General features: G+C 65.0%; 27 protein-coding genes. 15 read left to right on the forward strand and 12 right to left on the reverse strand.

The features are described from left to right. Positions 1 to 423: 423 nt before the first annotated feature. On the reverse strand, positions 424 to 1,089 hold the full coding sequence (locus tag OS124_RS0118040; RefSeq protein ID WP_010141271.1) for a flagellar hook capping FlgD N-terminal domain-containing protein: 666 nt from the start codon (positions 1,087 to 1,089) through the stop codon (positions 424 to 426). Positions 1,090 to 1,112: 23 nt separating this feature from the next. Then, entirely contained in the window at positions 1,113 to 1,568 is a 456-nt protein-coding gene (locus OS124_RS27590) for a flagellar hook-length control protein FliK (RefSeq protein ID WP_010141272.1), read from the reverse strand. A gap of 2,133 nt (positions 1,569 to 3,701) precedes the next feature. On the opposite strand from OS124_RS27590, the gene OS124_RS28090 reads away from it, so the two are divergent. From OS124_RS28090 to OS124_RS0118070, 6 genes are all read left to right on the forward strand, one after another. Beyond that, entirely contained in the window at positions 3,702 to 3,974 is a 273-nt protein-coding gene (locus OS124_RS28090; RefSeq protein WP_237708136.1) for a rod-binding protein, read from the forward strand. Then, entirely contained in the window at positions 3,971 to 4,330 is a 360-nt protein-coding gene (locus OS124_RS0118055; protein ID WP_010141274.1) for a flagellar protein FlgN, read from the forward strand. The genes OS124_RS28090 and OS124_RS0118055 overlap by 4 nt, the downstream gene beginning before the upstream one ends. Before the next feature lie 208 nt (positions 4,331 to 4,538). After that, a complete protein-coding gene (locus tag OS124_RS0118060; RefSeq protein ID WP_010141275.1) occupies positions 4,539 to 5,822 on the forward strand; it encodes a flagellin in 1,284 nt (427 codons plus the stop codon). An 83-nt stretch (positions 5,823 to 5,905) separates the two neighbouring features. Further along, entirely contained in the window at positions 5,906 to 6,286 is a 381-nt protein-coding gene (gene flaF, locus OS124_RS26670) for a flagellar biosynthesis regulator FlaF (protein WP_010141276.1), read from the forward strand. Then, positions 6,283 to 6,687 (forward strand): flagellar biosynthesis repressor FlbT, encoded by a 405-nt coding sequence (flbT, locus tag OS124_RS0118065; RefSeq protein WP_010141277.1) that lies wholly within the window; start codon positions 6,283 to 6,285, stop codon positions 6,685 to 6,687. Before flaF ends, flbT begins: the two co-directional genes overlap by 4 nt. Then, positions 6,687 to 7,502 carry a DUF1217 domain-containing protein gene (locus tag OS124_RS0118070; RefSeq protein ID WP_010141278.1) on the forward strand — a complete coding sequence of 272 codons (816 nt, stop codon included), beginning with the start codon at positions 6,687 to 6,689 and terminating at the stop codon, positions 7,500 to 7,502. Before flbT ends, OS124_RS0118070 begins: the two co-directional genes overlap by 1 nt. 22 nt (positions 7,503 to 7,524) lie before the next feature. Here the strand turns inward: OS124_RS0118070 and OS124_RS0118075 are convergent, their stop codons facing one another. Next, entirely contained in the window at positions 7,525 to 8,973 is a 1,449-nt protein-coding gene (locus tag OS124_RS0118075) for a FliI/YscN family ATPase (RefSeq protein ID WP_010141279.1), read from the reverse strand. A gap of 112 nt (positions 8,974 to 9,085) precedes the next feature. On the opposite strand from OS124_RS0118075, the gene OS124_RS0118080 reads away from it, so the two are divergent. From OS124_RS0118080 to OS124_RS0118120, 9 genes are read left to right on the forward strand one after another with little or no spacing between them, the layout of a single operon-like run. Beyond that, on the forward strand, positions 9,086 to 9,448 hold the full coding sequence (locus tag OS124_RS0118080; protein WP_050900924.1) for a FlgB family protein: 363 nt from the start codon (positions 9,086 to 9,088) through the stop codon (positions 9,446 to 9,448). A 2-nt stretch (positions 9,449 to 9,450) separates the two neighbouring features. Continuing rightward, positions 9,451 to 9,840 (forward strand): flagellar basal body rod protein FlgC, encoded by a 390-nt coding sequence (gene flgC / locus OS124_RS0118085; protein WP_010141282.1) that lies wholly within the window; start codon positions 9,451 to 9,453, stop codon positions 9,838 to 9,840. Between the two features lie 12 nt (positions 9,841 to 9,852). Further along, the gene (gene fliE / locus OS124_RS0118090) at positions 9,853 to 10,155 is read left to right on the forward strand and encodes a flagellar hook-basal body complex protein FliE (protein WP_010141283.1); all 303 of its coding nucleotides are present in this window, start codon (positions 9,853 to 9,855) and stop codon (positions 10,153 to 10,155) included. A 3-nt stretch (positions 10,156 to 10,158) separates the two neighbouring features. Continuing rightward, positions 10,159 to 10,425: a flagellar biosynthetic protein FliQ gene (locus OS124_RS0118095; protein ID WP_010141284.1), complete on the forward strand. Its 267-nt coding sequence runs from the start codon at positions 10,159 to 10,161 to the stop codon at positions 10,423 to 10,425. A gap of 1 nt (position 10,426) precedes the next feature. Further along, a complete protein-coding gene (locus OS124_RS0118100; protein ID WP_010141285.1) occupies positions 10,427 to 11,134 on the forward strand; it encodes a flagellar hook-basal body complex protein in 708 nt (235 codons plus the stop codon). Between the two features lie 33 nt (positions 11,135 to 11,167). Beyond that, entirely contained in the window at positions 11,168 to 11,953 is a 786-nt protein-coding gene (flgG, locus tag OS124_RS0118105; RefSeq protein WP_010141286.1) for a flagellar basal-body rod protein FlgG, read from the forward strand. Then, positions 11,953 to 12,366 carry a flagellar basal body P-ring formation chaperone FlgA gene (flgA, locus tag OS124_RS0118110; RefSeq protein ID WP_010141287.1) on the forward strand — a complete coding sequence of 138 codons (414 nt, stop codon included), beginning with the start codon at positions 11,953 to 11,955 and terminating at the stop codon, positions 12,364 to 12,366. Before flgG ends, flgA begins: the two co-directional genes overlap by 1 nt. Next, positions 12,363 to 13,097, forward strand: a complete 735-nt coding sequence (gene flgH / locus OS124_RS0118115; RefSeq protein ID WP_010141288.1) for a flagellar basal body L-ring protein FlgH — start codon at positions 12,363 to 12,365, stop codon at positions 13,095 to 13,097. Before flgA ends, flgH begins: the two co-directional genes overlap by 4 nt. Before the next feature lie 9 nt (positions 13,098 to 13,106). Further along, a complete protein-coding gene (locus OS124_RS0118120; RefSeq protein ID WP_010141290.1) occupies positions 13,107 to 13,619 on the forward strand; it encodes a flagellar basal body-associated FliL family protein in 513 nt (170 codons plus the stop codon). Between the two features lie 166 nt (positions 13,620 to 13,785). Here the strand turns inward: OS124_RS0118120 and OS124_RS0118125 are convergent, their stop codons facing one another. The 9 genes from OS124_RS0118125 to OS124_RS0118165 all read right to left on the reverse strand — a co-directional run bounded on the left by OS124_RS0118125 (position 13,786) and on the right by OS124_RS0118165 (position 23,155). Further along, positions 13,786 to 14,247 carry a hypothetical protein gene (locus OS124_RS0118125; RefSeq protein WP_010141291.1) on the reverse strand — a complete coding sequence of 154 codons (462 nt, stop codon included), beginning with the start codon at positions 14,245 to 14,247 and terminating at the stop codon, positions 13,786 to 13,788. Then, on the reverse strand, positions 14,247 to 15,332 hold the full coding sequence (locus OS124_RS0118130) for an EscU/YscU/HrcU family type III secretion system export apparatus switch protein (RefSeq protein ID WP_010141292.1): 1,086 nt from the start codon (positions 15,330 to 15,332) through the stop codon (positions 14,247 to 14,249). Before OS124_RS0118130 ends, OS124_RS0118125 begins: the two co-directional genes overlap by 1 nt. Before the next feature lie 7 nt (positions 15,333 to 15,339). Then, positions 15,340 to 16,104 carry a flagellar biosynthetic protein FliR gene (locus OS124_RS0118135; RefSeq protein WP_010141293.1) on the reverse strand — a complete coding sequence of 255 codons (765 nt, stop codon included), beginning with the start codon at positions 16,102 to 16,104 and terminating at the stop codon, positions 15,340 to 15,342. After that, the gene (gene flhA, locus OS124_RS0118140) at positions 16,097 to 18,181 is read right to left on the reverse strand and encodes a flagellar biosynthesis protein FlhA (RefSeq protein WP_010141294.1); all 2,085 of its coding nucleotides are present in this window, start codon (positions 18,179 to 18,181) and stop codon (positions 16,097 to 16,099) included. Before flhA ends, OS124_RS0118135 begins: the two co-directional genes overlap by 8 nt. Before the next feature lie 81 nt (positions 18,182 to 18,262). Then, a complete protein-coding gene (locus tag OS124_RS0118145; protein ID WP_138919584.1) occupies positions 18,263 to 20,680 on the reverse strand; it encodes a hypothetical protein in 2,418 nt (805 codons plus the stop codon). After that, complete coding sequence (motA, locus tag OS124_RS0118150; protein WP_010141296.1) at positions 20,680 to 21,552, reverse strand: flagellar motor stator protein MotA; 873 nt, start codon at positions 21,550 to 21,552, stop codon at positions 20,680 to 20,682. The genes OS124_RS0118145 and motA overlap by 1 nt, the downstream gene beginning before the upstream one ends. A gap of 43 nt (positions 21,553 to 21,595) precedes the next feature. Beyond that, positions 21,596 to 22,285: a MotE family protein gene (locus OS124_RS0118155; protein ID WP_010141297.1), complete on the reverse strand. Its 690-nt coding sequence runs from the start codon at positions 22,283 to 22,285 to the stop codon at positions 21,596 to 21,598. A 9-nt stretch (positions 22,286 to 22,294) separates the two neighbouring features. Next, complete coding sequence (locus OS124_RS0118160) at positions 22,295 to 22,648, reverse strand: hypothetical protein (protein WP_010141298.1); 354 nt, start codon at positions 22,646 to 22,648, stop codon at positions 22,295 to 22,297. 12 nt (positions 22,649 to 22,660) lie between these two features. Further along, positions 22,661 to 23,155 carry a flagellar basal body-associated FliL family protein gene (locus tag OS124_RS0118165; protein WP_010141299.1) on the reverse strand — a complete coding sequence of 165 codons (495 nt, stop codon included), beginning with the start codon at positions 23,153 to 23,155 and terminating at the stop codon, positions 22,661 to 22,663. Positions 23,156 to 23,209 lie beyond the last annotated feature (54 nt).

Below are 23,209 nucleotides of genomic sequence, written 5' to 3' on the forward strand. Positions count from 1 at the left end.
TTCTGCGGCGCTTGTTCCGGTTTCCGAGCTGCCCTCGTTCATGAAAGGCTCTGCGAGAGCAGGGGGCAGAGGGTCGCCAGAGGCGTTCTCGTCCCGGTGCCGGGGGCCCAAGAGGCCGCCAGGACGGCGGCGCCCCGGGTTGCGTCCCGGGCGACGCGATGGGCTGCGCGCCGTGCAGGGGTGCGCTGATCCGGCTGGCCCGTGGCGGAGGCTGTCGGTTCGGCGCCTGACCCGGCGTCCGCCGGGATGCCCGCCTCAGCACCGGGCCTGTCGCTGGCCCTGGCGTCCGTGCCGTGCACCCGCTGGTCCTGCAGCCTGTCGGTGCCGGGACCGCGCCGCTCGTTCTGCCCCTCTGTGGCCACCTGCGCCCTCCTGCTTGTCCCATCCTTCCTAGGCAGGCGCGAAGGGCCTCGCAAGTGCGCGTCAGGCGCGGGGCTGGCGCAGTCCCGAGACCATCCCGGTCTCGATCAGGTCGCCGCCCGAGGTGACCAGCAGGGTGCTGCCGGCGATGATCCTGGCCTCGACGATGGGCGAGTAGCTTTCCAGCACGTCGGTCGCCAGCAGGTCGCCCTCGGCGTAGTTCTCGAGCTCGAAGGTATAGCGGCCATGGGGCAGGAGGTTGCCGCTGGTGTCGGTGCCGTCCCAGTCGACCGGATCGGTGCCAAGCGGCACCTCGCCCTCGTAGACGACATTCCCGGCGGCGTTGCGCACCACGAGAATTGCCGTATCGGCGGCGGTGAGCGGGTTGGGCGCCAGCGTCACCGGCGCGCCCTGCCAGCGGGCGGGCGCAGCTGAAAGCGCCTCCATGCCGACCCAGGAAGTCAGGTCGGACATCGACGAGGTGACAAGCTGTCCGGTGAGCGATTCCAAAAGGTTGTTGGTCAGGACCTGCTGCTCGACGGAGGAGAAGGTGGCGAGCTGCACGGCGAAGTCCGCTGATTCGACGGGGTTCAGCGGGTCCTGGTTCTGCAGCTGTGTCGAGAGCATCTGCAGGAAGGTCTCGAAGTCCGAGCTGATCATCGGCTTCGCGGTGGTGTTGACGGAATTGGCCGCGCTCGTTGCGGTGCCGGTGGTGGTGATGGCGTCCATGTGAGGGCTCCTGTGGGGGCGGGTCAGACCCGGATGTCGATCGTGTCGCGGCGGGCGAGGCCGGCTGGTCCGGCGGAGGGGCGCAGACCTCGCGCCTGATCATCGGGCCCCTCGGCACCTCCGGCCCGTGGGTCGGAAGCATGGCCGGAAGGCTCCCCCGAGCCTGACGACGTGCCGAAGCCGGATTGCGCGCCATGGCCCGAGCCAAGACCCGAGCCGAAGCCCATGCCAGCCTGGCGCCCGTTGATCGTGATCTCGATGCGGTCGTAGCCGAGCGCGCGGAAACTTTCCTGCAGCAGCGAGACATGGCGGCGCATCAATTCGGAGGTCTCGGAGCGGTCGGCAGTGACATGGAGCGTCACGCCGAGATCCTCGGTGGACATGCGCAGGGTGACGCGCCCCAACTCGCGCGGATCAAGGTGAACCTCGGTCTGTCCGTCGGCGGCGCGCAGGGCGTGCTGGGCAACCTGGCTCGCCAAATGGCGCCCGAGCTCCGCCCGCGACGGTGTCGCAGCGCGCTGGCTGTCGGTTGTCGGCTGAGGCTCTGCCGGCACGGCTTGCAAGTTGCCCTCGGGGGGCGCGCTCAGGGCAGATGACGCGGCTGCTGTCTTGCCGGCGACCTCGGACTCGGGGCGCGGCAGGGGACGGGCGGCCATGTCGGGGCCGGTGCGGTCCGTTCGGGCCCGGGTCATGGGCATCGTGGCACCTGATGCCTCGGTTCGAGCGAACGGAGGCTGATGCCCGGTGCCGGATCGCGGGACGGTCGGGGGAAGCGAGGTCGCCGGTGCGACGGGCAGCGCGCTGGCCCGCCCGGCCCGGGGCGGTTCGGGCGGGGCGGTCGGAAACTCGGTGGGACCATCGCGCCCTGTGATCAGCGGGCGCGCACCCGGGCTGCCATCCTGCTTTGCATGGCCGGCGGCGTATGGCAGGGGCGTGGCTGTCGCGGGATTTCGGGCCTCTCCCGGTTCGAGGGGGGCTTGGGTCGAATTGGCAAGGCTGGTGCCGCGTGGCGCCTCTGCCTCTGTCGGAATGGTGGGGGTCGCCGTGGGCGAAGGCGTAGAGTGAGGCATCGGACCTGTTGAGTTCGCTTGCGAATTCGGTCCCGTGGCAGCATGGCCCGGAGACCCGGCGGTTGATGCTTCGGTCGCTCTTGTCGCGGAAGTGGCAGGACGCGCCTGCGCCCCGGCGAGCGGCGCGGCTGGGCCGTCCGCTGTCATTGGAAGCTGCGACGGGACGGCCATCATGCCTCGGCCTGAGCCGGCGTGGTGCCGTGATGTGAAGGGCGCCATCGCTTTGGCAGGGGACGTCAAGCTTGCCTCGGCACGCCGGTCGGGGCGCGCTTTGTCCTGAGGCTCCGGCGCGGATTGCATGGCAAAGGCCCGGGCGGCACCCGACTGTTGGGCGTCGAGCAGGGGGGGGCGGGTCGTGACCGGCGTTGAAGCCCCTGTGATCCGTCGGGCGACCTGGGGCGCGGCGGCAGTGCTCGCCCCGTCCGAAGCCGCTCCCAGCGGATCGGCAGCCTGTCTGGATGCGGCTGCGGTTGGGTTTGCCGCGGAAGGTTCGGGATCGAGACGGCTGGAGGGCGCGCGCGCCGGCCCTCCGCCTGCCTCGCGAGGGGGCGTCGCTTCGCCGTTGGGCGCAGTCGGCGTTGCCCCGGCCGACCACTGGCTGGTCGGGCGCGCCTGCCCTGAGGGCCCAGAGCCGGAGGACACTTCGGCCAGGGGCCCCGAGGCCGCCTGGAGCTTCCTTGCCGGGGGGATCTGCGCGGCATTGGGGGAGGTTTGCACGGGAGGAGGCGCCACCTGCGCGCGTTCAGGAGACAGCCTTGCCTCGGGGGGGGAGGCTGGCATGTTCTGCGCAATGGTCGCGTTTGTCACGGCGGGATCTGACGGACCAGGGGGTGCGGTCGCGCGGGTCCTCGGAAGGGCGGGCTGCTGGGCGTCCGCGCCGATACCCTGATCGGTCGCTGGGGAGGTGTCGGGGGCCTCTCGCGCATGGGCATCGCGACGTGCTGCTCCGTCGATCAGGTCATCCACCGAAAAATCGGAGGGAAAGGCACCGACGCCCTCGGGACCGTCCCGGAAGCCCGGATCCGAGGCGGTGTCACCCATGGGCACGTCCTGTTCGGCCTCCGCATTTTCCCCTGCGTCGGGGTCAGACGGTGTCGGAGCCCTTCCGTCTGGCTGGGCCTCGGGCGCCTCCGCAAGCGCGGGGCCGGTCGCTGGGTCGCCGCTGCCGGTCGTCAGCCTGGCGAAGATCGACCCGAAGCCGTCCGGCTCGGCATGGCGATTCCCCGGGCGATTCCCTGGCTTCCCGGGCCCGGTCGCCCGAGACTCGGGATGCGCCGTCTCAGGCTGGTGGGACCAGCGCCGCTGGTCGTTTGCCCCGTCGCCGCGCGGTCCGGTCACGGGCTTCCCTTGAAGGGCGTTCGCGCCGGCCTTTCCGGTCAACGGCCCACTTTGGGCGGCAGCGGTCAGAACAGGGGGCATTGGCGGCAACATGAGAACCTCCGGATTTCTTCCGTCAGGGCATCCTGTCCCAATTCCGGTTACCGCATCTTTACCCGTGACGGCCATTTTCCCGGAAACTGGTTCAAATTGGAGTCTGTCCCGGTGTCCGATCCGATCTCTTCCCGTCCCCCCGGCCTGCCCGCGCCGCGCGAGCCCCGGCTGTGGGAAGCTGCCCGCGCGCTCGAGGCCAACTTCCTGGCGGAAATGCTTGAATACGCAGGGTTGGGGGAAACGCCGGAGGGATTCGGAGGGGGGCCGGGCGAGGACCAGTTCGCCTCGTTCCTGCGCCAGGAACAGGCCGAGGCCTTGGTGGATGCGGGGGGAATCGGTCTGGCGGAATCACTTTACAATGCCCTCATGGAGAGACGGAAATGACCAACGACCCGCATCAGAAACTCATCGACGAACTGGACGTGCTGCTGGAAAGCGAGCGCGAGGCGCTCATGACAGGCCAGCTCGATAAGCTGACCGACCTGCTGGAGCGGAAAGAGGCACTGATCGACCGACTGAACGGTCTGGAGGGGCTCGAGGCGGCGGATCTCCAGCCCTTGCGCGGCAAGGCGCAGCGCAACCAGGCCCTGCTGGACGGCGCCCTCCGCGGCATCCGAACGGTGGCCAACCGTTTCTCGACCTTGCGGAAAATTCGCCGCACCCTCGAGACCTACGACAGCCAGGGCCGCAAGTCGGCGCTGGTCAGCCAGCATGACAACAAGCTGGAGAAACGTGCCTGAGGCGATGGATTTGCCTCAAATGCCGGGGATTGGATACCCGGCATTTAGCTTTCCATTAGGGTCTGCACGTCATGGTTGCCCTGCATCCGGTTGGATGGCGCAGGATCGGGAAAACCCGGGACCTGCACCCGTCAGAACGACATCCGATCCGTCCGATGGGCGGAATGTTTAACGGGCGTAAAGCGCCCAAAGACCAAAGGAACAATGCATGTCCAGCATTCTGACGAACACCAGCGCGATGGTCGCCCTGCAGACCCTCAGCATGGTCAACAAGGATCTGACCGAGGTCCAGTCGAATATCTCCACCGGCAAGAAGGTGGGCAGTGCCAAGGATAACTCCGCCGTCTGGGCCATCTCGAAGGTGATGGAATCCGATGTGGCCGGCTTCAAGGGCATCTCGGAATCCCTGGGTCTGGGGGAATCCACCGTCGCCGTGGCGCGCTCTGCCGCTGAAACGGTGAACGACCTGCTGACCCAGATGAAGCAGAAGATCGTCGCCGCCCAGGAAGAGAACGTCGACCGCGAGAAGATCCAGACCGACATCGACGCCCTGTCCGACCAGATCGGCGCCACCGTTTCGGCGGCACAGTTCAACGGCCTGAACCTGCTGTCGAACAAGGAGGCCACTGCCGGCTCCGGCACGGTGAACGTCCTTGCGTCGCTCGACCGCTCGTCCAGCGGCGTGGGCGTCAGCCAGATCGCGGTCAGCAAGCAGGATCTCGGGACCGATGCGTCCAACATCTCCGGTACGGCCATCGCGGCGGCGTCGAACAACCTGACCGGTACTGCAGACTCGACGGCGACCGCCCTGACCGGCAACGCCACCGCGCCGAGCACCACCGTGACGGTTGATGCGGTAGAGGCCGGTGCAGGCTTCAGCATCGCCATCTCCGCAGGTGCCGGCGCCTATGCGACCGGGGTCAACACCTCGGCCATCACCGACATCAAGTATGTCGCCAGAGATGGTGATACCGAAGGCGACGTGGTCAAGGGGCTGGCCAAGGCCTTCAACAAGTACGTGGCCGAAGCCATGGGCGATGACCTCGGCACCGTCGCGGCGACCTATGATGCGACGGCGGGCACGATCACCTTCACCGGCGATACGACGACCGGCAACAACTTCTCGGTCGCCGTGTCGGAATATGCGGCTGCCGGCAATACGATCGGTGGTGGTCTCGAAGCAGTGGCCGGCATCGACGTGACCACTGACACGGGTGTCGCGGACGCGCTGACGGACATCGAGGATCTGATCCAGACCTCGATCGATGCGGCCGCCTCCTTCGGCTCTGTCCAAGGCCGGATCGAAACCCAATCCGACTTCATCTCGACCCTGGTCGACAGCCTGAAGGCGGGTATCGGCACCCTGGTCGATGCCAACATGGAGGAGGCCTCGGCCCGCCTGCAGGCCCTTCAGGTGCAACAGCAGCTCGCGGTCCAGGCGATGTCCATCGCCAACCAGGCGCCGCAGACCCTGCTGTCGCTCTTCCGTTAAGGGACACGCGAAATTCAGGGGCGTGGTGACGCGCCCCTGACCAGCTTCGCCGGAAGAAATCCCTCTGACTGGAAGGTTAAGAAGTGACTGCTCATTCCCAAGCTCTGCGTGCCTACGGACAGGCCTCCTCGTCGACGAGAACGCCGCGTGGCGTTGAATACGAGGTCTTCGCGCGGATCACCCACCGACTTGTCGCCGCAGCGCGCAAGGATCGGTCGAAAAATTTCCCTGAAGTCGTCCGCGCCGTTCACGACAACCGCCAGCTTTGGACGATCCTGGCTGCAGATGTTGCAGGTGAAGGCAATGGCCTGCCACCGCAGCTGCGGGCCCAGATCTTTTACCTGGCGGAGTTCACTTTTTCCCACAGCCGCAGGGTGTTGAACGAAAAGGCGGAACTGCGTCCTCTGATAGAGGTCAACACGGCAGTCATGCGCGGGCTGCGCGCCGGAGGAACCCCGAAATGAGCGGCCTTGTCCTGAAGCTTTCCCCGAAGGAGCGGGTGCTGATCAACGGTGCGGTGATCGAGAATGGTGACCGCCGGTCCCGGCTGTCGATCGTGACACCGAACGTCAACATCCTGCGGCTGCGCGATGCCATCCACCCGGAAGAGGCGACGACCCCTGTCCGCCGGGTCTGCTATGCGGCGCAGCTCGTCCTGACCGGCGATGCGACTGCCGAGGAGACCCGCCATCCCCTGCTACGCCGGATTGAAGAGCTCAGCCAAATCCTGACAGATCCTGACAGTCGCAAACTGCTGTCCCAAGCGACCGATGCGGTGCTGTCTGAACAGTATTATCAATGCCTCAAGGCGCTGCGTGGCCTGCTCCCACGGGAAGAACGACTTTTGAATGCGAGGCCTCACTGATGTTCAACCCGGTCCTTCCCCTCACCGGCTATGCTGGCTGGGCCTTCCTTGAGCGCACTTATGACGCACAGCGGGAAAGCTTCGACAAGTCGCCGCTGATCACGCGGGATACGGCCTACTTCGAAGAAAACATCAGCAAGGTGAAGACCGCCGAGGATCTCGTTTCGGACCGACGGCTCTTGCGCGTGGCGCTCGGGGCCTTTGGTCTGGGAGACGACATAGACAACCGTTACTTCATCCAGAAGGTGCTGGAAGATGGAACGCTGAAGGACGATGCCTTGGCGTTGCGCCTCTCTGATGAGAGGTATCGCGAGTTTGCCGAAGCCTTCGGTTTCGACCGCGGCACGCCGTCAACCCAGATCTCGAGCTTCGGCGCCGAGATGACGGCGCGATTTCGCGAACAGGAATTCGAGATTGCCGTTGGGGACCAGGATGAGACGATGCGGTTCGCCCTGAATGCCAAGCGGGTGCTGGGCGAACTGGCAGGTGAAGACAATGCCGTTGATACCAAGTGGTTCAAGATCATGGGCAATCCACCGCTGCGCGAGGTCTTCGAAACGGCCTTTGGGTTGCCAACTAGTTTTGGCCAGATCGACCTGGATCAGCAGCTCGAGGTATTCAAGGACCGGGCCGAGCAGATCCTTGGAAGCGACGATCCGGCCGATTTCGATGATGAAGACCTGCAGGATAAACTGGTGCGTACCTACATGTTGCGGGATCAGCTCAATGCGGTGACCACCACCAGTTCAGGCATGATCGCCCAAACCCTTCTGGCTGGGGCGATCTCGTTCATGGACAGGCTACGTGACCGCTAGGCGGTGCCCAAGCCCGGGGCCGTCATCGGGGGGACGGGCCTGACAATCCGGGCAGGCCCGGACGCACCTGCTCCTTGTGCTGACGCGCAGTGTCGCGTCTGGCCTCAGGACGTGATTTCTGCACCGTCGCGGCCCTTGGCGTCGCCCCGACCGCGGAGCGTCGCAGGATCAGTTTCAACCGATTGAAGGAGTTCGAAATTCCATTCTCCTCGATCTCTGCGAGGAAACCATCCAGATCCGGCCAGGCGCGGATGGCTTGATCAAGCACCGGATCACTGCCCGCGACATAGAGCCCGGCATGAACCATCATCTCGGACCTCGCATAGGCTGACAGGAGCAGTCGGGCATCGCTGATCAAGCGATTTTCGTCATCGCTGGCCGCTTCGGGAAGGGAGCGTGAAACCGAGCGCAGAAGATCTATCGCCGGATAGCGCCCGCGCTCTGCGATCTGGCGATCCATGACGATATGACCGTCCAACACGCCTCGCAGGATGTCGGCCACCGGTTCCTCCATGTCCGAACCGGCGACCAGCACCGAGAGGACCGCGGTGATCGTGCCAGCCGCCTCGGCTCCGGGACCGGCGCGTTCGCAGAGTTGCATGATCTGGTGGGCAGTCGAGGGCGGATAGCCGCGCAACGCCGGAAGCTCGCCCCCGGCGACAGCCACCTCGCGATGCGCCTCGGCGAAACGGGTGATGGAATCTGCAAGGAAAATCAAGTGCTTGCCCTGATCTCGGAAGTGTTCTGCCACGGCCATCGCCGTCCATGCACAACGCCGCCGTACCAGCGCCGACCGGTCTGAGGTTGCAGCCACGACCACCGCGCGCTTCATGCCGTTGGGCCCCAGGATCTTTTCGGTGAACTCCCGAAGCTCGCGCCCGCGCTCTCCGACCAGGGCGACGACCGCCACATCCGCCTGCATCCGTGTCGCGAGATGCCCCATGAGCCGTGACTTCCCGACGCCGGATCCGGCGAACAGTCCGACCCGCTGGCCCTCGACGATGGGCAACAGGGTATTGAGCACCGTTGTCCCCGTCTCCAGCCGTGGACCAAGGCTGCGTCGCGTGGCGGGCGGCGGCGGATCGCCGCGCAAGGCGCGGGCGAAGCGGCCCGGCAGGATCGGTTTGCCGTCCAGCGGCTGTCCGTGCGGGTCGATCACCCGCCCGATCCAGCTGTCATCCGGAGCGATTCGCAGCGGCCCTTGCAGCACGACACGATCTCCCAGAGAGACCCCCTCGGTCCGATCGTCGGGCATCAGGGTCAGACGGTCGCGCTGCAGCTGCACGACTTCGCCATGCAGCACCGATCCATCAGTCCGCGTGACCTTCAAAATATCGCCCAGACGCGCATGGCGACCCAGCCCGGTGACCGTCAGAACCTCCGGTGTCACCGTCTCGATCCGCCCGACATGGCGGATGGCAGAGAGGGTCCCGATCTCGGCCCGGACCCCTTGCAGCACCTTCTGTGACATCGTCCTGATCCTTCATCTGGCACGAACCATTTCTAAAGGAATCGGGGTTAAGCCTTGATTGAAGCCAATCGAGGGAGAAGCCCCGGTGTTCGAATCCATAGAGGTTTTCAGGATGGCCGATGCCATGACGCGCCACGCGGAAACGCGGCAGGCCGTGGTGGCGCAGAACACGGCCAATTCCGATACGCCCGGCTATCGGGCTCGCGACGTGATCCCCTTCTCCGAACTCGTGGAAGGCGGGGCGCCCGGCATCGGGTTGCGCAAGACCCGTGCCGCGCATTTGAACGGATCGGACGCCGGGGGTACCGCCATTCTGCGCGAGGACCGGAACGGCGCCTCGGAACCCAATGGCAATTCCGTCTCGGTCGAGCTTGAGATGCTGAAGGCCGTTGCAGTGAAACGCCAGCACGATCAGGCGCTCGCGGTCTATCGCTCCGGCCTCACCCTGATGCGCACCGCCACCGGGCGGAGGTAGGGATGAGCGAACTTTCCAATTCCCTCGAGGTTTCGACGACCGGGCTTCGTGCCCAGGCGCAGCGCCTGCGCCATACCTCTGAAAACATTGCCAATGCGGATACTCCCGGCTACCGGCGCAAGACTGTTCCCTTCGAGGACGTGGTCGGTAGGGGAGAGATCGGTGGGGTCAGGACGGGCCGTGTCCAGCTGGACCGGAGCGATCCACAGCGGGTCTATGACCCGAACCATCCCCTCGCCGACGAGACCGGCCACTACGATGGATCGAACGTCGATCTGGTGGTCGAAATAGCTGACGCGCGCGAAGCGCAGCGCAGCTACGAGGCGAACCTCAAGATCTTCGACCAGGCCCGGCAGATGTCGGCGGGTCTGCTTGAACTGCTACGTCGATAAAGGAGGTCCAGAATGGACATTCGTGCATTGAACGCCGCACAGAAGTATGCGGCCGCCCGCCCGGCGACGCTGCCGTCGCCGGGGCAGGACGCCCCCGGAAAGGGGCTTGGTGAAACCCTCGGCGAGGTTGCGTCCGACTTCGCCGAGACCTTCCGCGCCGGCGAAGAGACCGCGACCGCCGCCATGGCGGGCCGTGTCGACGCCACGACGCTGGTCCAGGCGCTTGCGCAGACCGAACTGGCCGTCGATGCTGCGGTGACGGTCCGCGACAAGGTGGTCGAGGCCTACCAGGAAATCCTGCGGATGCCGGTCTGACCGGTGAGCGAGGCGCAGTTCTTCGACGCCCTGCGACAGGGACTCTGGGTCGCGGTCATCACCTCGACACCGATCCTGGCGGTGGCGCTGGTGGTCGGCTTGATGGTCGGCCTCTTCCAGGCCCTGACCTCGATCCAGGAGATGACGCTGACCTTCGTGCCCAAACTCGGCGCCATCGTCGTCGTCTTCTGGCTGTCGATGAGCTTCATGTCCCGCACCCTGGTGTCCTTCTTCCAGGATCACCTGATCCCGCTGATCATCGGAGGCTGAAATGGAAAGCACCGGCTACACCACTCTGACCCGCCTGTCGGGCCTGGCGCGCGAAATGGACGTGATCGCCAACAACATCGCCAATGCCTCGACCACCGGTTTCCGGACCGAAGAGATGATATTTTCCGAGTATATCCAAGGCGTTGATGACGGTCCGTCGATCTCGATGGCGCAGGGAAACATCCGCTGGATCGACTATGCCCAGGGCACGCTCTCGCCGACCGGGGGCAGCTTGGACTTTGCCATCGAGGGGGAGGGTTTCTTCCTCGTCCAGACACCGCAGGGCGAGCGGCTGACCCGTGCCGGCAGCTTCGCCACCTCGAACGCGGGGGACCTCGTGACCAACGACGGCTATCCGGTGCTGGATGCCGGCGGGGCGCCGATCTTCATCCCCCCCGCCACCGATATTTCCGTCGCCGGCGACGGCACCATCAGCGCCAATGGCGCCCCGATCGGGCAGATCGGAGTGGTGCTGCCGGCCGAGCCGGACCGGATGCAACGTCAGGGCGGCACGATGTTCGTCGCCGAAGCGGGGTTCGATGCCGCCGAGGCGCCGCGTGTCCTGCAGGGCTTCCTCGAGGCTTCGAACGTCAGCCCGGTGGCCGAGATCAGCCGCATGATCACCGTGCAGCGCGCCTATGAGCTGGGGCAGAGCTTCCTCGAGCGTGAGGATGAGCGCGTGCGAAACCTGCTGAAAACCCTTGCCTGATAGGCCTCTGGCCAGCCAAGAAAGGACCCTCGAATGAGAGCGTTGAAGATCGCCGCCACCGGGATGGCCGCCCAGCAGATGCGGGTCGAGACCATTTCGAACAACCTCGCCAACATGTCGACCACGGGCTACAACGCCCGCCGGGCCGAGTTCGCCGATCTGCATTACCAGCAATTCGCCCGCGCCGGAGCGGTCAATGCATCGGATGGCACTGTTCTGCCGACCGGGATCCAGCTGGGGCTGGGGGTGCGGCCCTCGGCAGTGTCGATGCAACTTGCGCAGGGATCTCTGGGACAGACCGGCGGTGATCTCGACGTGGCCATCGAAGGCCGGGGCTACCTTGAGGTCACTTTGCCGAACGGCCAGGCGGCCTATACCCGTGATGGGGGACTGAAACGCACCGGCGAGGGGTTGATCGTGACCTCGGACGGTTTCCCCGTCGCCCCGGACATCACCATTCCCGACGATGCGCGCTCGATTTCCATCAATGCAGATGGCGAGGTCTACGCCTACTTCTCCGACAATGCCCAGGCGCAGTTGCTGGGCCAGTTCTCTCTGGCCGGCTTCGCCAATCCGAAGGGGCTCGAGGCCATCGGCTCCAACCTCTTCGTCGAGACCGAGGCGTCCGGCGCCGCGATCGTCACCACCCCTGGTCTCGACGGGCTGGGCACCCTGCGCCAGGGCTACCTGGAGGACAGTTCCGTAGATCCCGTGCGCGAGATTACCGATCTGATCGAGGCCCAGCGGGGTTACGAGCTGAATTCGAAGGTGATTTCGGCTGCGGACCAGATGCTGGGTGCCACGGCGGCGGTGCGCTGATGCGCGCTCTGGCGATCCTGTTGCTGATCTGGCCCGCGATGCTCCCGGCCGAAACGGTGGTCGCGACGCGAAACCTGAGGGCGCAAACGGTGCTGTCCGAAAGGGATTTCGCCCTTCGCGACATCCAGGTCGCAGGTGCGCTCAGCTCTGTCGAAGGGTTGGCGGGGATGGAAACCCGGGGGGCAATCTACATCGGCCGCCCGATCCGCCCCGGCGATGTCGGCCCCCCTGCCGTGGTCGAACGCAATGGCATCGTCTCGCTGATCTACGACAGCGGCGGGTTGCTGATCACCGCCGAAGGCCGGGCCCTCGGGCGCGGCGGTGTAGGGGACCGGCTGCGGGTGATGAACCTCTCGTCCCGCATGACGATCAGCGGAATCATTCAATCTGATGGAAGTGTGAAGGTCCAATGAAACGCGCCGCTCTGTTCCTTGCCTTCGTGCCGCTGGCTCTTGCCGGGTGCATCGACCGCTCTCATCTGGGCGAGGCGCCGAAGTTCTCGCCCGACACCCACGGACCCGAGTACCACGCCATGATGAGCGGAACCGAGAAGGGCGCGGCCCTTCCCTACGCAGCGAACCGTCCCGACAGCTCTCTCTGGCGGGGCGACCGCGGTTCCTTGCTGGGCGATCGCCGCGCGATGAGCGAAGGTGACATCCTTACGGTCGTGATCGAGATCGACGAGAGCGCTCAGATCTCCAACTCGACGGACCGGTCACGCAGCGGTTCGGATTCACTGTCGGTGCCTCAGCTCTTCGGAATTCCTCAACGGATCAACAGGATCCTGCAAAATGATGCGACGCTCGATTCGGCGGTCTCGATCGACAGCTCGACCTCGTCTTCCGGTGACGGCTCGGTCAGCCGCAATGAGCGGCTGACCCTGCGCGTCGCCGCCACTGTGGTCGATGTCCTGCCCAACGGGGTGCTGGCGATTTCCGGCAACCAGGAGGTACGGGTCAACTTCGAGCTGCGCGAGCTTCTGGTCACCGGCTATGTCCGCCCCGAGGATATCTCGCGGCAGAACGAGATCACCTATGACAAGATCGCCTCGGCCCGGGTCAGCTATGGCGGCCGGGGTCAGATCACCGACATGCAGCAACCACGGATCGGCCAGCAGGTGCTTGACCGTGTCCTGCCGTTCTGAGGTCTGCCGATGAAGAAGCTTCTGCCCCTCCTCCTGGTGATCCTTGGTATCGGCGGCGGCGCCGGCGCCGGGCTGATGCTGCGACCGGCCCCGCAAGAGATGGTCTCGATCGATCCCTGCGGGGACGGCAGCGCCGTGGCGGATGCGGGCCATGGCGGCGCCGAAAGCCATGCCGAAGATCCCGAGGCCGCGCCGGTCCAACGGGAATATGTCAAGATGAACAACCAGTTCATCATTCCCGTCGTCACGGACGAGAAGATCGGAGCGCTGGTGGTCATGTCGATCAGTCTCGAGGTTGATATCGGCGGGCAGCAACAGGTCTATGCACGCGAGCCCAAGCTGCGTGACGCCTTCCTGCAGGTGATGTTCGACCACGCCAATGTCGGCGGTTTCCAGGGGGCCTTCACCAACTCCAACAACCTCGATGTCCTGCGCTCGGGCCTGTTCAACGTCGCGAAGAAGGTCCTGGGGCCGATGGTCAGTGATGTGCTGATCACCGACATCGCGCGGCAGGACGCCTGACGCCCGAAATCCCGTTGCGAGGTTGGCAGCTGCCCGAAACCCTGATCCGTAGGTCCAAGGAAGGACCGGGCTGCCCTGGCAGGCCCGGCTTTCCCTGTCGCTGCGGCAGGTTAGGGACCCGCGCCAATGTGCGCGGGTCTGACATCCAACCCGGGTCAGGGCCGTTTCAGTGAAGCTGCTCGCGTCGGGCGCCGTTCATCAGCACCGCAAGGTCCTGAAGGGTGGCGAGGTCGCGGGCCAGGGCGGCGCGGCGGTCCTCGGCCCGACTGTCCGCATGCATGCGGGCCGCCACATCCCGGCGCCCGAGGCTTTTCGACAGGGCGACCATCCGGTCGGCCTTCTCGGCCAGTACCAGCGCCAGCTCGGCCTGGAGGTTGCTGCGGCGGACCGAGACCCAGTCGCGCCAGGCGCGGTCCTGGCCGTCGACATAGCCGGGATCTGCGCCCTCGGTCCTGTCGACGGTGTCGAGAAACCGTTCGGTTGCGCGCCGTTCCAGAGCCTCGAGCGATAGCCGCAGCTGCCGTTCGCGCGATGCAATCCGCCGCAGGTGCATCAACTCGGCTTCGAAGGCAATGCCGGTGGCACGGGCCACCGGGGCCAGGCGCCTGATCTTGGGCGAAGTGCTCATCAGATTCTTCCTTTTGCTCTGCGCCGCATTTCGTCGGCAAAGCGGATGGCCGCGGCGACGGCGCGGTAATCCGCCTGAGAGATCTGTTCTCCGATTTCGGTCTCTGCATGAAGCCGGCGTGCGGTCGGCGGATCACGGTGCACCGGGATCCCATGTTCGGCGGCCAGCTCGCGAATGCGCGCGGCGATTTCATCGACGCCCTTGGCGACGCAGACCGGCGCGGTTCCGGGCTTGCGATCCCAGGTCAGCGCCACCGCGTAGTGGGTCGGGTTGACGATCACCACGTCTGCCTTCGGGACCTCGGCCATCATCTGCGACCGGGCGATCCTCTCGGCCCGGAAGCGGCGTTGCTGCTTGATGTAGGGATCGCCCTCGCTCTCTTTCATCTCGTCCCGGATTTCCTTGTCGGTCATGCGGTTGCGCCGAAGGTGCTCGGCCCGCTGCCAGAGGAAGTCGATACCGCCGAGGCAGAGAGCGATGACAAAGACGATGGCCAGGAAGTCGATGCAGAGCCGCAACAGCGTGGCCACGGCGATCCCGGGATCCAGCAGCAGGGTGTTGGCCATCTGCGGAAGCCTGGCGGACACGAAGAAGAACAGGACGGTCGAATAGATCAGCAACTTGAGGAAACTCTTGAAGAATTCGAACAGCCCGTTGCGACCGAACTTGTTGCCGGCATTCTTCAGGATCGAGATCCGGTCGAGCTTCGGCTGCAGCTTCTGCCCCGAGACCACGAAAGCCTGCTGTGCGATGACCGAGCCCAGGGTGGCGCCGGCCGGGATCAGGAAGAAGGGTAGCAGCGCGGCCAGCACCGCGGCGAAGAGCCCGCCGAAAGTGGCGCGCGGGTCGCCCTGGAAGATCAGCGGCGCAAGGCTGGCCGGCTGGTCCAGCAGCACCTGCAATGTGCCTCCGAGGCTCAGCAGGGCGCCGGGACCAAGCGCCAGACCGGCGAGGCAAAGCCCCCCATAGGCCGCCGCGGTCGACAGGTCGGCCGACCGCGGCACCTCGCCCTTCTCCCGCGCCTTTTCGAGCTTGCGCTGCGTCGGCTCATGGGGCTTTTCGCCGCTCTGTTCGGTCTCTGCCATGGTCTGCCTAGAACGGGGTGGTGAGGAAGCTGAAGACCGCCTCGGCCCAGGCCGTCAGGATCGGCACCGAGAGCAGGAACAGCAGGGCGATGCCGCCAAAGGTGATCACCGGAGCACCGACGAAGGCGACCATCAGCTGAGGCATCGCGCGATTGATGACGCCGAGGGTCAGATTGTAGATCAGCGAGATGATGATGAAGGGCGCCGCGAGCGAATAGGCGAGGCGGAAGCTGGCCGCGGTCAGGCGCAGGCCCCACTCCGCAAGATCGGCGCCGCCGGGCCAGGTGCCTGCCGGGATCGCCTCGTAGGAGATGAGCAGGTAGAGCACTGCGTGGACATGCAGGCCCAGCACTATGGCCAGGGCCAGGCCGCCGATCACCAGGATGTTGCCGATGGCCGGCATCGGTTCGATCACCATCGGGCCGAGGATCTGGCTGAGCGACGTCGCCTGGGCGATCATCGACCCAGTGGTCTGCAATCCCAGCACGAAGAGCCGCAGTCCGACCCCCAGGGCAAGGCCCGTCACCGTCTCTGTTGCCAGGAGGCGGGCGAAGGTTTCCGGTGTGGCCGGCAGGGCGGGGAGCGCTGGTGCGGCTGCGGTGACGGCGGCCGAGAGACACAGTGCGGCGATCAGCCTGACCCGCAGTGGCACGGATTGCTCTCCGAAGCCCGGCATGAACGAGGCGAAGGCGCCGACCCGCAGGAAGATCAGCAGGGCAAGCCAGCCCTCCGCGCGCAGCAGGCCCAGGGCTTCGGCAGGCAGGTCACTCATCGGGCACCATGGCGATCAGTGAGGGGCGGACATCGACGCCGATTTCTTCGAAGGAGAGCACCGGATTGGTGATTCCCCTCGCCGTCAGGGCCATGCGCAGGAAGCGCCGCCGCTGGGTCGAGGTGATCAGGGCGGGGTAGATGCCGCGCTCGGAGGCCTCGGTGATCGCTTCCGAGATATTGGTGACCAGGCGGTTGAAGATATCGGGAGGCAGGGCGACATCGGCAATGCCGCGATCGCGCTCGATCTGATAGGTGTTGAAGGTGTCCTCCCACTCGGGGGCGAGCTGGATCAGTGGCACCGTGCCGTCCGGGCGCTTGAGTTCGGCGACCAGCTGGAATCCCAGGCGGTGGCGGACATGTTCGCAGAGGGTTTCGGCCTGCTGGGTCTGTCCACGCACCTCACCGATGGCTTCCAGGATCAGTGGAAGGTTGCGGATCGAGACCTGTTCTCCGACCAGCAGGCGGAGCACCTGGTGTAGCAGGTCCAGGGGCACCTTCTCGGGGATCAGTTCGTCCAGCAGCTTTCGGTTGGCCTCGGCCCGGCGGGGGTCGGACAGGTTGGTCATCTCTTCCAGGAGGCGGCGGAGGGATTTCAGCGTCAGCAGGCGAGGGAAATTGCGCTTTATCGTTTCCAGCAAATGGGTTGCCAGCACCTCGGTCGGGGTGACGAGGGTCAGGCCAGAGAGCGCGGCGCGGTCCTGCACTGCCTCGTCTATCCAGCGCGCGGGGGCGCCGTAGACCGGTTCTTGGACGTCCTCGCCCTGTGGTGTTCCCTCTCCCTGGGCCAGGGCAAGAACGCGATTCGGGCGCAACAGGGCGCGGGCCTGCTCGACCCCCTGGATACGGATCACGTAGCTGCCGGAGGGCAGTGACGGGTCGTCGGTCAGTCGGATTTCGGGCATGATAAGGCCATAGGTTTCAGCGACATGCAGGCGCATGTTCTCGATGCGCGCATCCAAGCCGGTCCCGGGGTCCAGGACCATCTGCACCAGGTCGGGCGCAAATTCGACGTGAATGTCGTCAAGGTCGAGGGTGTCCCCGAGGGATTTCTGTTGCTGCGGTGCCACCTTGTCCTTGCTGGCCTCGGTCGCGCTGCTGCGCACCTGCTGACGCCGACGCACGGTCAGGGCTGCCGCGCCCAGGACCAGGCCGCCCAGCACGAAGGGGATGAAGGGCATCCCCGGGACAAAGCCGAAAAGCAGCATCAGGATTGCCACGGTGGCCAGGGCGGCGGGATGCCGGCCCAGCTGACCCACGAGCGCCAGATCTGTGGACCCGATTGCGCCGCCACGGGCCAGCAACAGCGCTGAGGCGATCGAGATGATGACCGCGGGAATTTGCGTTACCAACCCGTCTCCAACGGTTAGAATCGCATAGGTTTCAAAGGCATCCCCAAGAGGCATGCCGTGAACGATCACTCCCATCAGCAGGCCGACCACGAGGTTCAGCAGGGTGATCAGCAGACCGGCCACGGCATCACCCTTTACGAACTTCGAGGCCCCGTCGAGAGAGCCGAAGAAGGTTGTTTCCTGCTGCTCCCGTTCGCGACGTTCCTTCGCTTGCATGTGGTCGATGGCGCCCGCCGACATGTCACTGTCGATGGCCAATTGCTTGCCCGGCATGCCGTCCAGGGCGAAGCGGGCACCGACTTCCGCCATGCGCGCTGCGCCCTTGGTGATTACCATGAAATTGACGATCAGCAGCACCCCGAAGACGACGAGCCCCAGGAAGACCGAGCCGGACATGACGAACTCGGCGAAACCCTGAATGACATCCCCGGCGGCGTTGGTGCCGGTATGCCCTTCGCCGATGATCAGCTTCGTCGATGAGATGTTCAACGAGAGCCGCAACATGAGCGAGGCCAGGAGGACGGTGGGAAAGGCCGAGAAATCAAGGGGTTTCTCGACGAAGAGCGTCACGGTGAAAATCAGGATTGCCAGGGCGAAGCTGGCGGCCAGACCGACATCCAGGATGAATGCGGGAACGGGCAGGATCATCATGACGATGATCGCCATGAGGGCCAGCGCCAGCAGAATCGTCGGCTGGAAGAGCGGTTGTGCCTGGGTGTCGTCCATTCTGGACCCTGTACTGGAAGGCGCCTAGAGCGCGGAGTCAGTCGAGTCTAAGCGTCAAATGGTTGAAGCTTCGCAAAGAGCTTACTCTTCAGCCGCCACTTCCAGGCTCGAGAGGAGGGCTTGCAGGGCCGCGCGTGTCTCTCCACTCTGGTTGAGGGCCTCGCGACTGGCGGCAAGTGTTGGCGGGCCGGACTGGGGCAGCTCGATCGGGCTGCTCTGCTGGGATGTCATGACACCGGCAAGTCGCGCGCGCGTCTCCTCTTCGTCCTCTCGAAGGCTCTGCCAATTCCGCGCCAGCCAGGCTGCATTCGCGGCCTCTTTCGGCTTGCCAGCGACGGTAAACAGGGCCTCGGCCTCGGCGAAATCTGCATTGGCGAGATGGGCCATTGCGCGCAGGGCACTGACATCGGCCCCATCGAGGTTTGCCAACTCAGCCTCGGCCCGCCTGGGCAGGTTCAAGGCCAGCGCGGCCCGGGCCCGCAGCAATCGGCGGCTCCGGCTTGGATCCTCATCGGCGAGGAGCCGGTCTGCGACCTCTGGAAGACCCAGGCGGATCAGGCGATCGGCCACCCGGTCCACCGTATCGACGGTCGCCACTTGGGCCACCTCAGAGGAGTGGGTGAAGTACAGCCGCGTGAAGACCGCGTCCGAACCACGATCTGCCAGGCCGCGCGACAGGGAGTCGATGATTTCGGCCTGCACTTCGGGCATCAACTTTTCCCTTTGAAGATCATAGAGTTCAAAGGCTGACGGAAAGTTCCCGGACGCACCGAGCGCAAGGATCTCGGCCCGGGTCAGTTCGGCGGCCAGCGGGGAGTCGCGATATTGGGTGCGATAGCTCTCGAGCAGTCCGATCGTCTCGGCATCCACGACCTGTTCATGTTCGAGCGCGCTGTTGGTGAAATGCAGCAGAGCCTCCGGGGAGACATCGCTGTTCTGTGCGATCAGATCGCGGAAGGCGGCCGCATCCGGTGGTCCGTGTTGCGTGGCCAACTTCGCCTCGGCCAGCGCTTGCCGACCGGTGATTTCGGGAAGGTTTCGTTCGACGATACGCAGCAGATCGCGTGTGAAATCCGTTTCCCCGGCGTCGAGGAAGCGCTCTGCAAGCAGCGGGCCAACCAATCCTTTCAGCCCGTCGGGCATGGCCATGAGGCTGCGCTTGATCGCATCGCTATCAAAGTCGCTGCCCGGGGGGATTCGGACCGGCGCCAGCGCGGCCCAGAGTGCTGCGTCGGTGTCGCAGGTCATGCGCCCCGTGAAGGGGTTCTCTTTGGGATCATGGCCGTACTCGAGGATGCGCGCGATCGAAGCCATCTCGGCCGCCTCGCGCGGCGGTTGTTGCACCGAGGCCAGCACACTGGCTGCCTCGGGGCCGAAGCCGTGCAGCAGATAGAAATGCGCAAGCTCATGATAAGCCTCGACGTTGTCGCGATCCAACTCCCCCGTGAGTTGGCTTCGTCTGGCCTTCAGATCGCGGGTGAAATCCATGTCGTCAGACGCGACAAGGGGAGGCATGAAGAGCGCGCATGGATTGCCGGACAGGATGATCCGCCCGGCGCCTTCAGCCGTCTCCGGGCCGAAGGTGCTGGGAGTCGCAGCCAGGCCGGGATCCGGATGGTTGCCGTCGGAATGCACTGTGCTGAGCTGCCGCTGTTGCTCTGTCAGATCGCTGGCCCCGGTGCCAGGCTGCAGCAGTCCCTCGGTCGCGGCACTGCCGATGGCAGCCAGCAGGCTTTGCTCAAGCTCACGGGTCAACTGGGCCTCCTCGGGGCTGAGAGAGGAAATGCCCGGAAGGCGCGAGACCAGCCTTTCGGCTAGCGGGCGGGGGGTGCTTCCAGGCAACGAGACCGCCGGCAGTGTCATCTGGGAGGTCGATGAAGGCGGGGGGACCTTGGAAACGGCAAGAGGCGTCTCTGCAGGTGCTGGTCGAGGTTCTTCTGCCGGAGAGGCTGCGCCGGGTGGTGCTTGTGGAGCGAATACCTGCAATTCGGACGCCGTCGCGGGAAGGTCTGGCCGCATGGCGTCGATCGGAGGCAGACCCAGCGTCAACTGGCGGTCCTGCAGGGCATTCTCGATCGCTCGGTCGTTTGATGGCGCCCCTGCGTTTGGCAGAGAGGTCTGAGAAGGGGGCGTAGGCGGTGTCAGCGGAGGGCCATCCAGGATATCGACGATCAGCAGGTTGTTTGCCGTCAGCGAGGCGTTGATCGGGCAATCGCAGGCAAGCGAAAGTTCGAGGACAGGCCCTTCGCCGACAACGACATCCGCCAGACGGGTGCGCCCGATCCGGTCGAAGACCTGCCTCGGATCGATAGTCGGTAGAGGTTCGGTAAAGCCAATGTCCGCCCGCCCATTCGTCGCTGTCAGGGTGAATCCCGAGCCCTCAGGCAACGGCAGGGTCAGACGGGTGAATTCGGCATGGTCACCGGACCTCAGCAAGGCCGGTTGTGCTGACAGAGGCGCTGCAACTAGCAAGAAAAGAGCGGTGAAGAGAAACTTCATCAGGCCGCTCCGCTGCTCTTCACTTCCTTGAGCGCCTCTTCCAGCTCTGAAAAGCTGGGCCGGCAGTGCGAAGGGGTGTTCTGCCGACCGACTTCGATGCAGATGTTGGTTGCATGGTTGTGAAGGTTTGCCACCAGCACTTCGCGGATCAGCTGGTAGAAATGGCCGTCTTCGTCGAGAACGGTCTTCAGCTTGGCGGCGAAGGGTCCGACGAGGCCGTAGGCGAGGAAGACCCCGAGAAACGTACCGACCAAGGCGCCGCCGATCATCTTGCCCAGAACTTCAGGCGGCTGATCGATCGAGGCCATGGTCTTGATCACCCCGAGCACTGCAGCGACGATTCCCAGGGCGGGAAGGCCATCCGCCATGGTCTGCAACGCGTGGCTGGAATGCTGAGCATGATTCAGGTTCGCCTCCATCCGTTTGTCCAGCACCTCCTCGACCTGGTGCGGATCGTCGTAGTTCATCGAGGCAGAGCGCATCGTGTCGCAGATAAGGGCAATTGCTTCCTTGTCCGAAACGATCTTTGGATACTTGGAGAAGATCGAGGAGTTCTCTGGATCTTCAATATGTTCCTCGATCGCCACGGGATTCTGTCGCGCCAGGCGGATCAGTTCGAACAGCAGGCAGAGCAGGTCGCGATAGTCGTCGTGCTTCCATTTGGGGCCCTTGAACACCTTGCCGATGTCCTTGGCCGTGTGTTTCACCGCCGACATGTCGTTCGAGATCAGGAAGGCGCCGATGGCCGCGCCGCCGATCATCATCATCTCGAAGGGCAGCGATTTGAGGATGATGCCCAGCTTGCCGCCGGCCAGGATGTAGCCGCCGAAAACCATCACGAAAATGACGCCGATACCTACGAAACCGATCATCTGGGCTGCCCCGAATCCAACTCTCCGTCCTTCACGCTAGGGCTCATTCCTTTGGAACAGATGAATTTCGCCCGGCGAGGATGACACTGATCGCATAGGCCCGCTCGGACGACAGTCCGGCCATGACCTGGGCAGCGGCCTCGGGGCGCATTCGGCCAAGGAAACCGGCCGAGAATTCCGGGTCCATCTGTTCGAAGAGCATCGCCGCATCCTTGGGCTTCATGCTTTCGTAGACCGCCGTGAGGCGGGTGATGTCGTTCTCGGCAGCGCTGTCGGCCAGGGCCAGGGTGGCCTTCAGAGCTGCTTCCGCGGTCTCCAGCTGCGCCAGCTTCTTGTCGATCTCCTCATCGGCGATGGCCAGGGCGTTCATCCGGTCGCGCAGCTGGGCCTCGCGCTGGTCGAGACGGGCCGCGCGCGCGTCAAAGGCCGCCAGCATGGCTTCGATCTCAGGAGGCTGCTCGCAGGTCAGTGTGGCCATTTCCGCGACGGGGGCTCCATGTGCCGCGCCGCCAGGATCCTGCAGTCCGAGAGCCGCGCCGCCCTCCAGGGCAAAGACCTCGTCCGAATGCAGGGCCACCCGCAGCAAGGCCGAGGCCGTCAGCAGCCCGGCAATCAGGGCGAGCGTGCCACGGCGCGGCCGCCCACGCCGCCTTTTCCTTTGAGCCGGAACATTGGCGCCCTTACCGGTTGCGCCGCGCCGCGACGGTTGGGTCTTCTGCGAGGATTTCGCCATGTTTACCCCTCAGTGGCTACCGCTATGACGGGCGAATACGGCGGGGGCATCAACCTCGGTCGGGGCTTTTTGCGCCGCGACATCCAGGTCGTGCATCGAGACCACCAGAAGCTCCAGCCGCTTTGCCACCTGCTCGGCGCGATCGGTCAATTGTTCGAGGGACTTGGCAGAGCTGCCAGCCGTGCCCTGCGCCTGCTGAAGCGTCTTCGACAGGTCGTCGACCTGGGCAGAGAGCACGGCGACTGCGCCCCCCATGCCATTTTCGAGGTCGTTGAAGCGCGACAGGCGGCGGGCCAGGATATAGCAGTAGAAGCCGGCGCCTAGCGACCCGGCCACCAGCAGGATGTCGGCAATGAGTTCCATTCTGGTTCCCCCTCAGTTCAACACGAATTCCACGATCAGCAGGTCGCTTACGGCGTCCGGCCCGGTCACGACCTGGATCCGGCGCAGCATCTGGGAACGGATGCGCACGAGGGCAGCGGGGTCTTCCAGATCCTCCATCCGCAGGGCACGCAGGTAACCATTCAGCACGTCGACGATTCGCGGCACGACCTTTGTCACATTGGCCTCCTGGTTCGAGGGGACCTCGATGTTGGCGGTGAAGCGCAGATGCCGCCCCTCGGAGGCCTTGCCGAGCGAAATCACCATCGGATCGACAGGCACATAGACCACGTCAGGCGCGACGAACGGATCTTGCACCTCTTCCGCATGTGTTGCCGCACCGGCGCCATCGCCGCCGAGAATCATGCCGGAGTAGATGGCGAAGAAAACGCCGCCGCCCCCTGCCAGCGCCACGATCAAGGCGAGGATGAGGGGCAACTTCGAAGGCTTCTTCGGTACTTCCTCTATGTCGGTCGCAGCTTCGGCCATCCGTTTGGACACTCCGCCAGAAAGTCTCGTTCAGGGCGTTATAAGCGTGCAGGC

The organism is Oceanicola sp. S124, from assembly GCF_000220565.1.
GTDB lineage: Bacteria > Pseudomonadota > Alphaproteobacteria > Rhodobacterales > Rhodobacteraceae > Pseudooceanicola.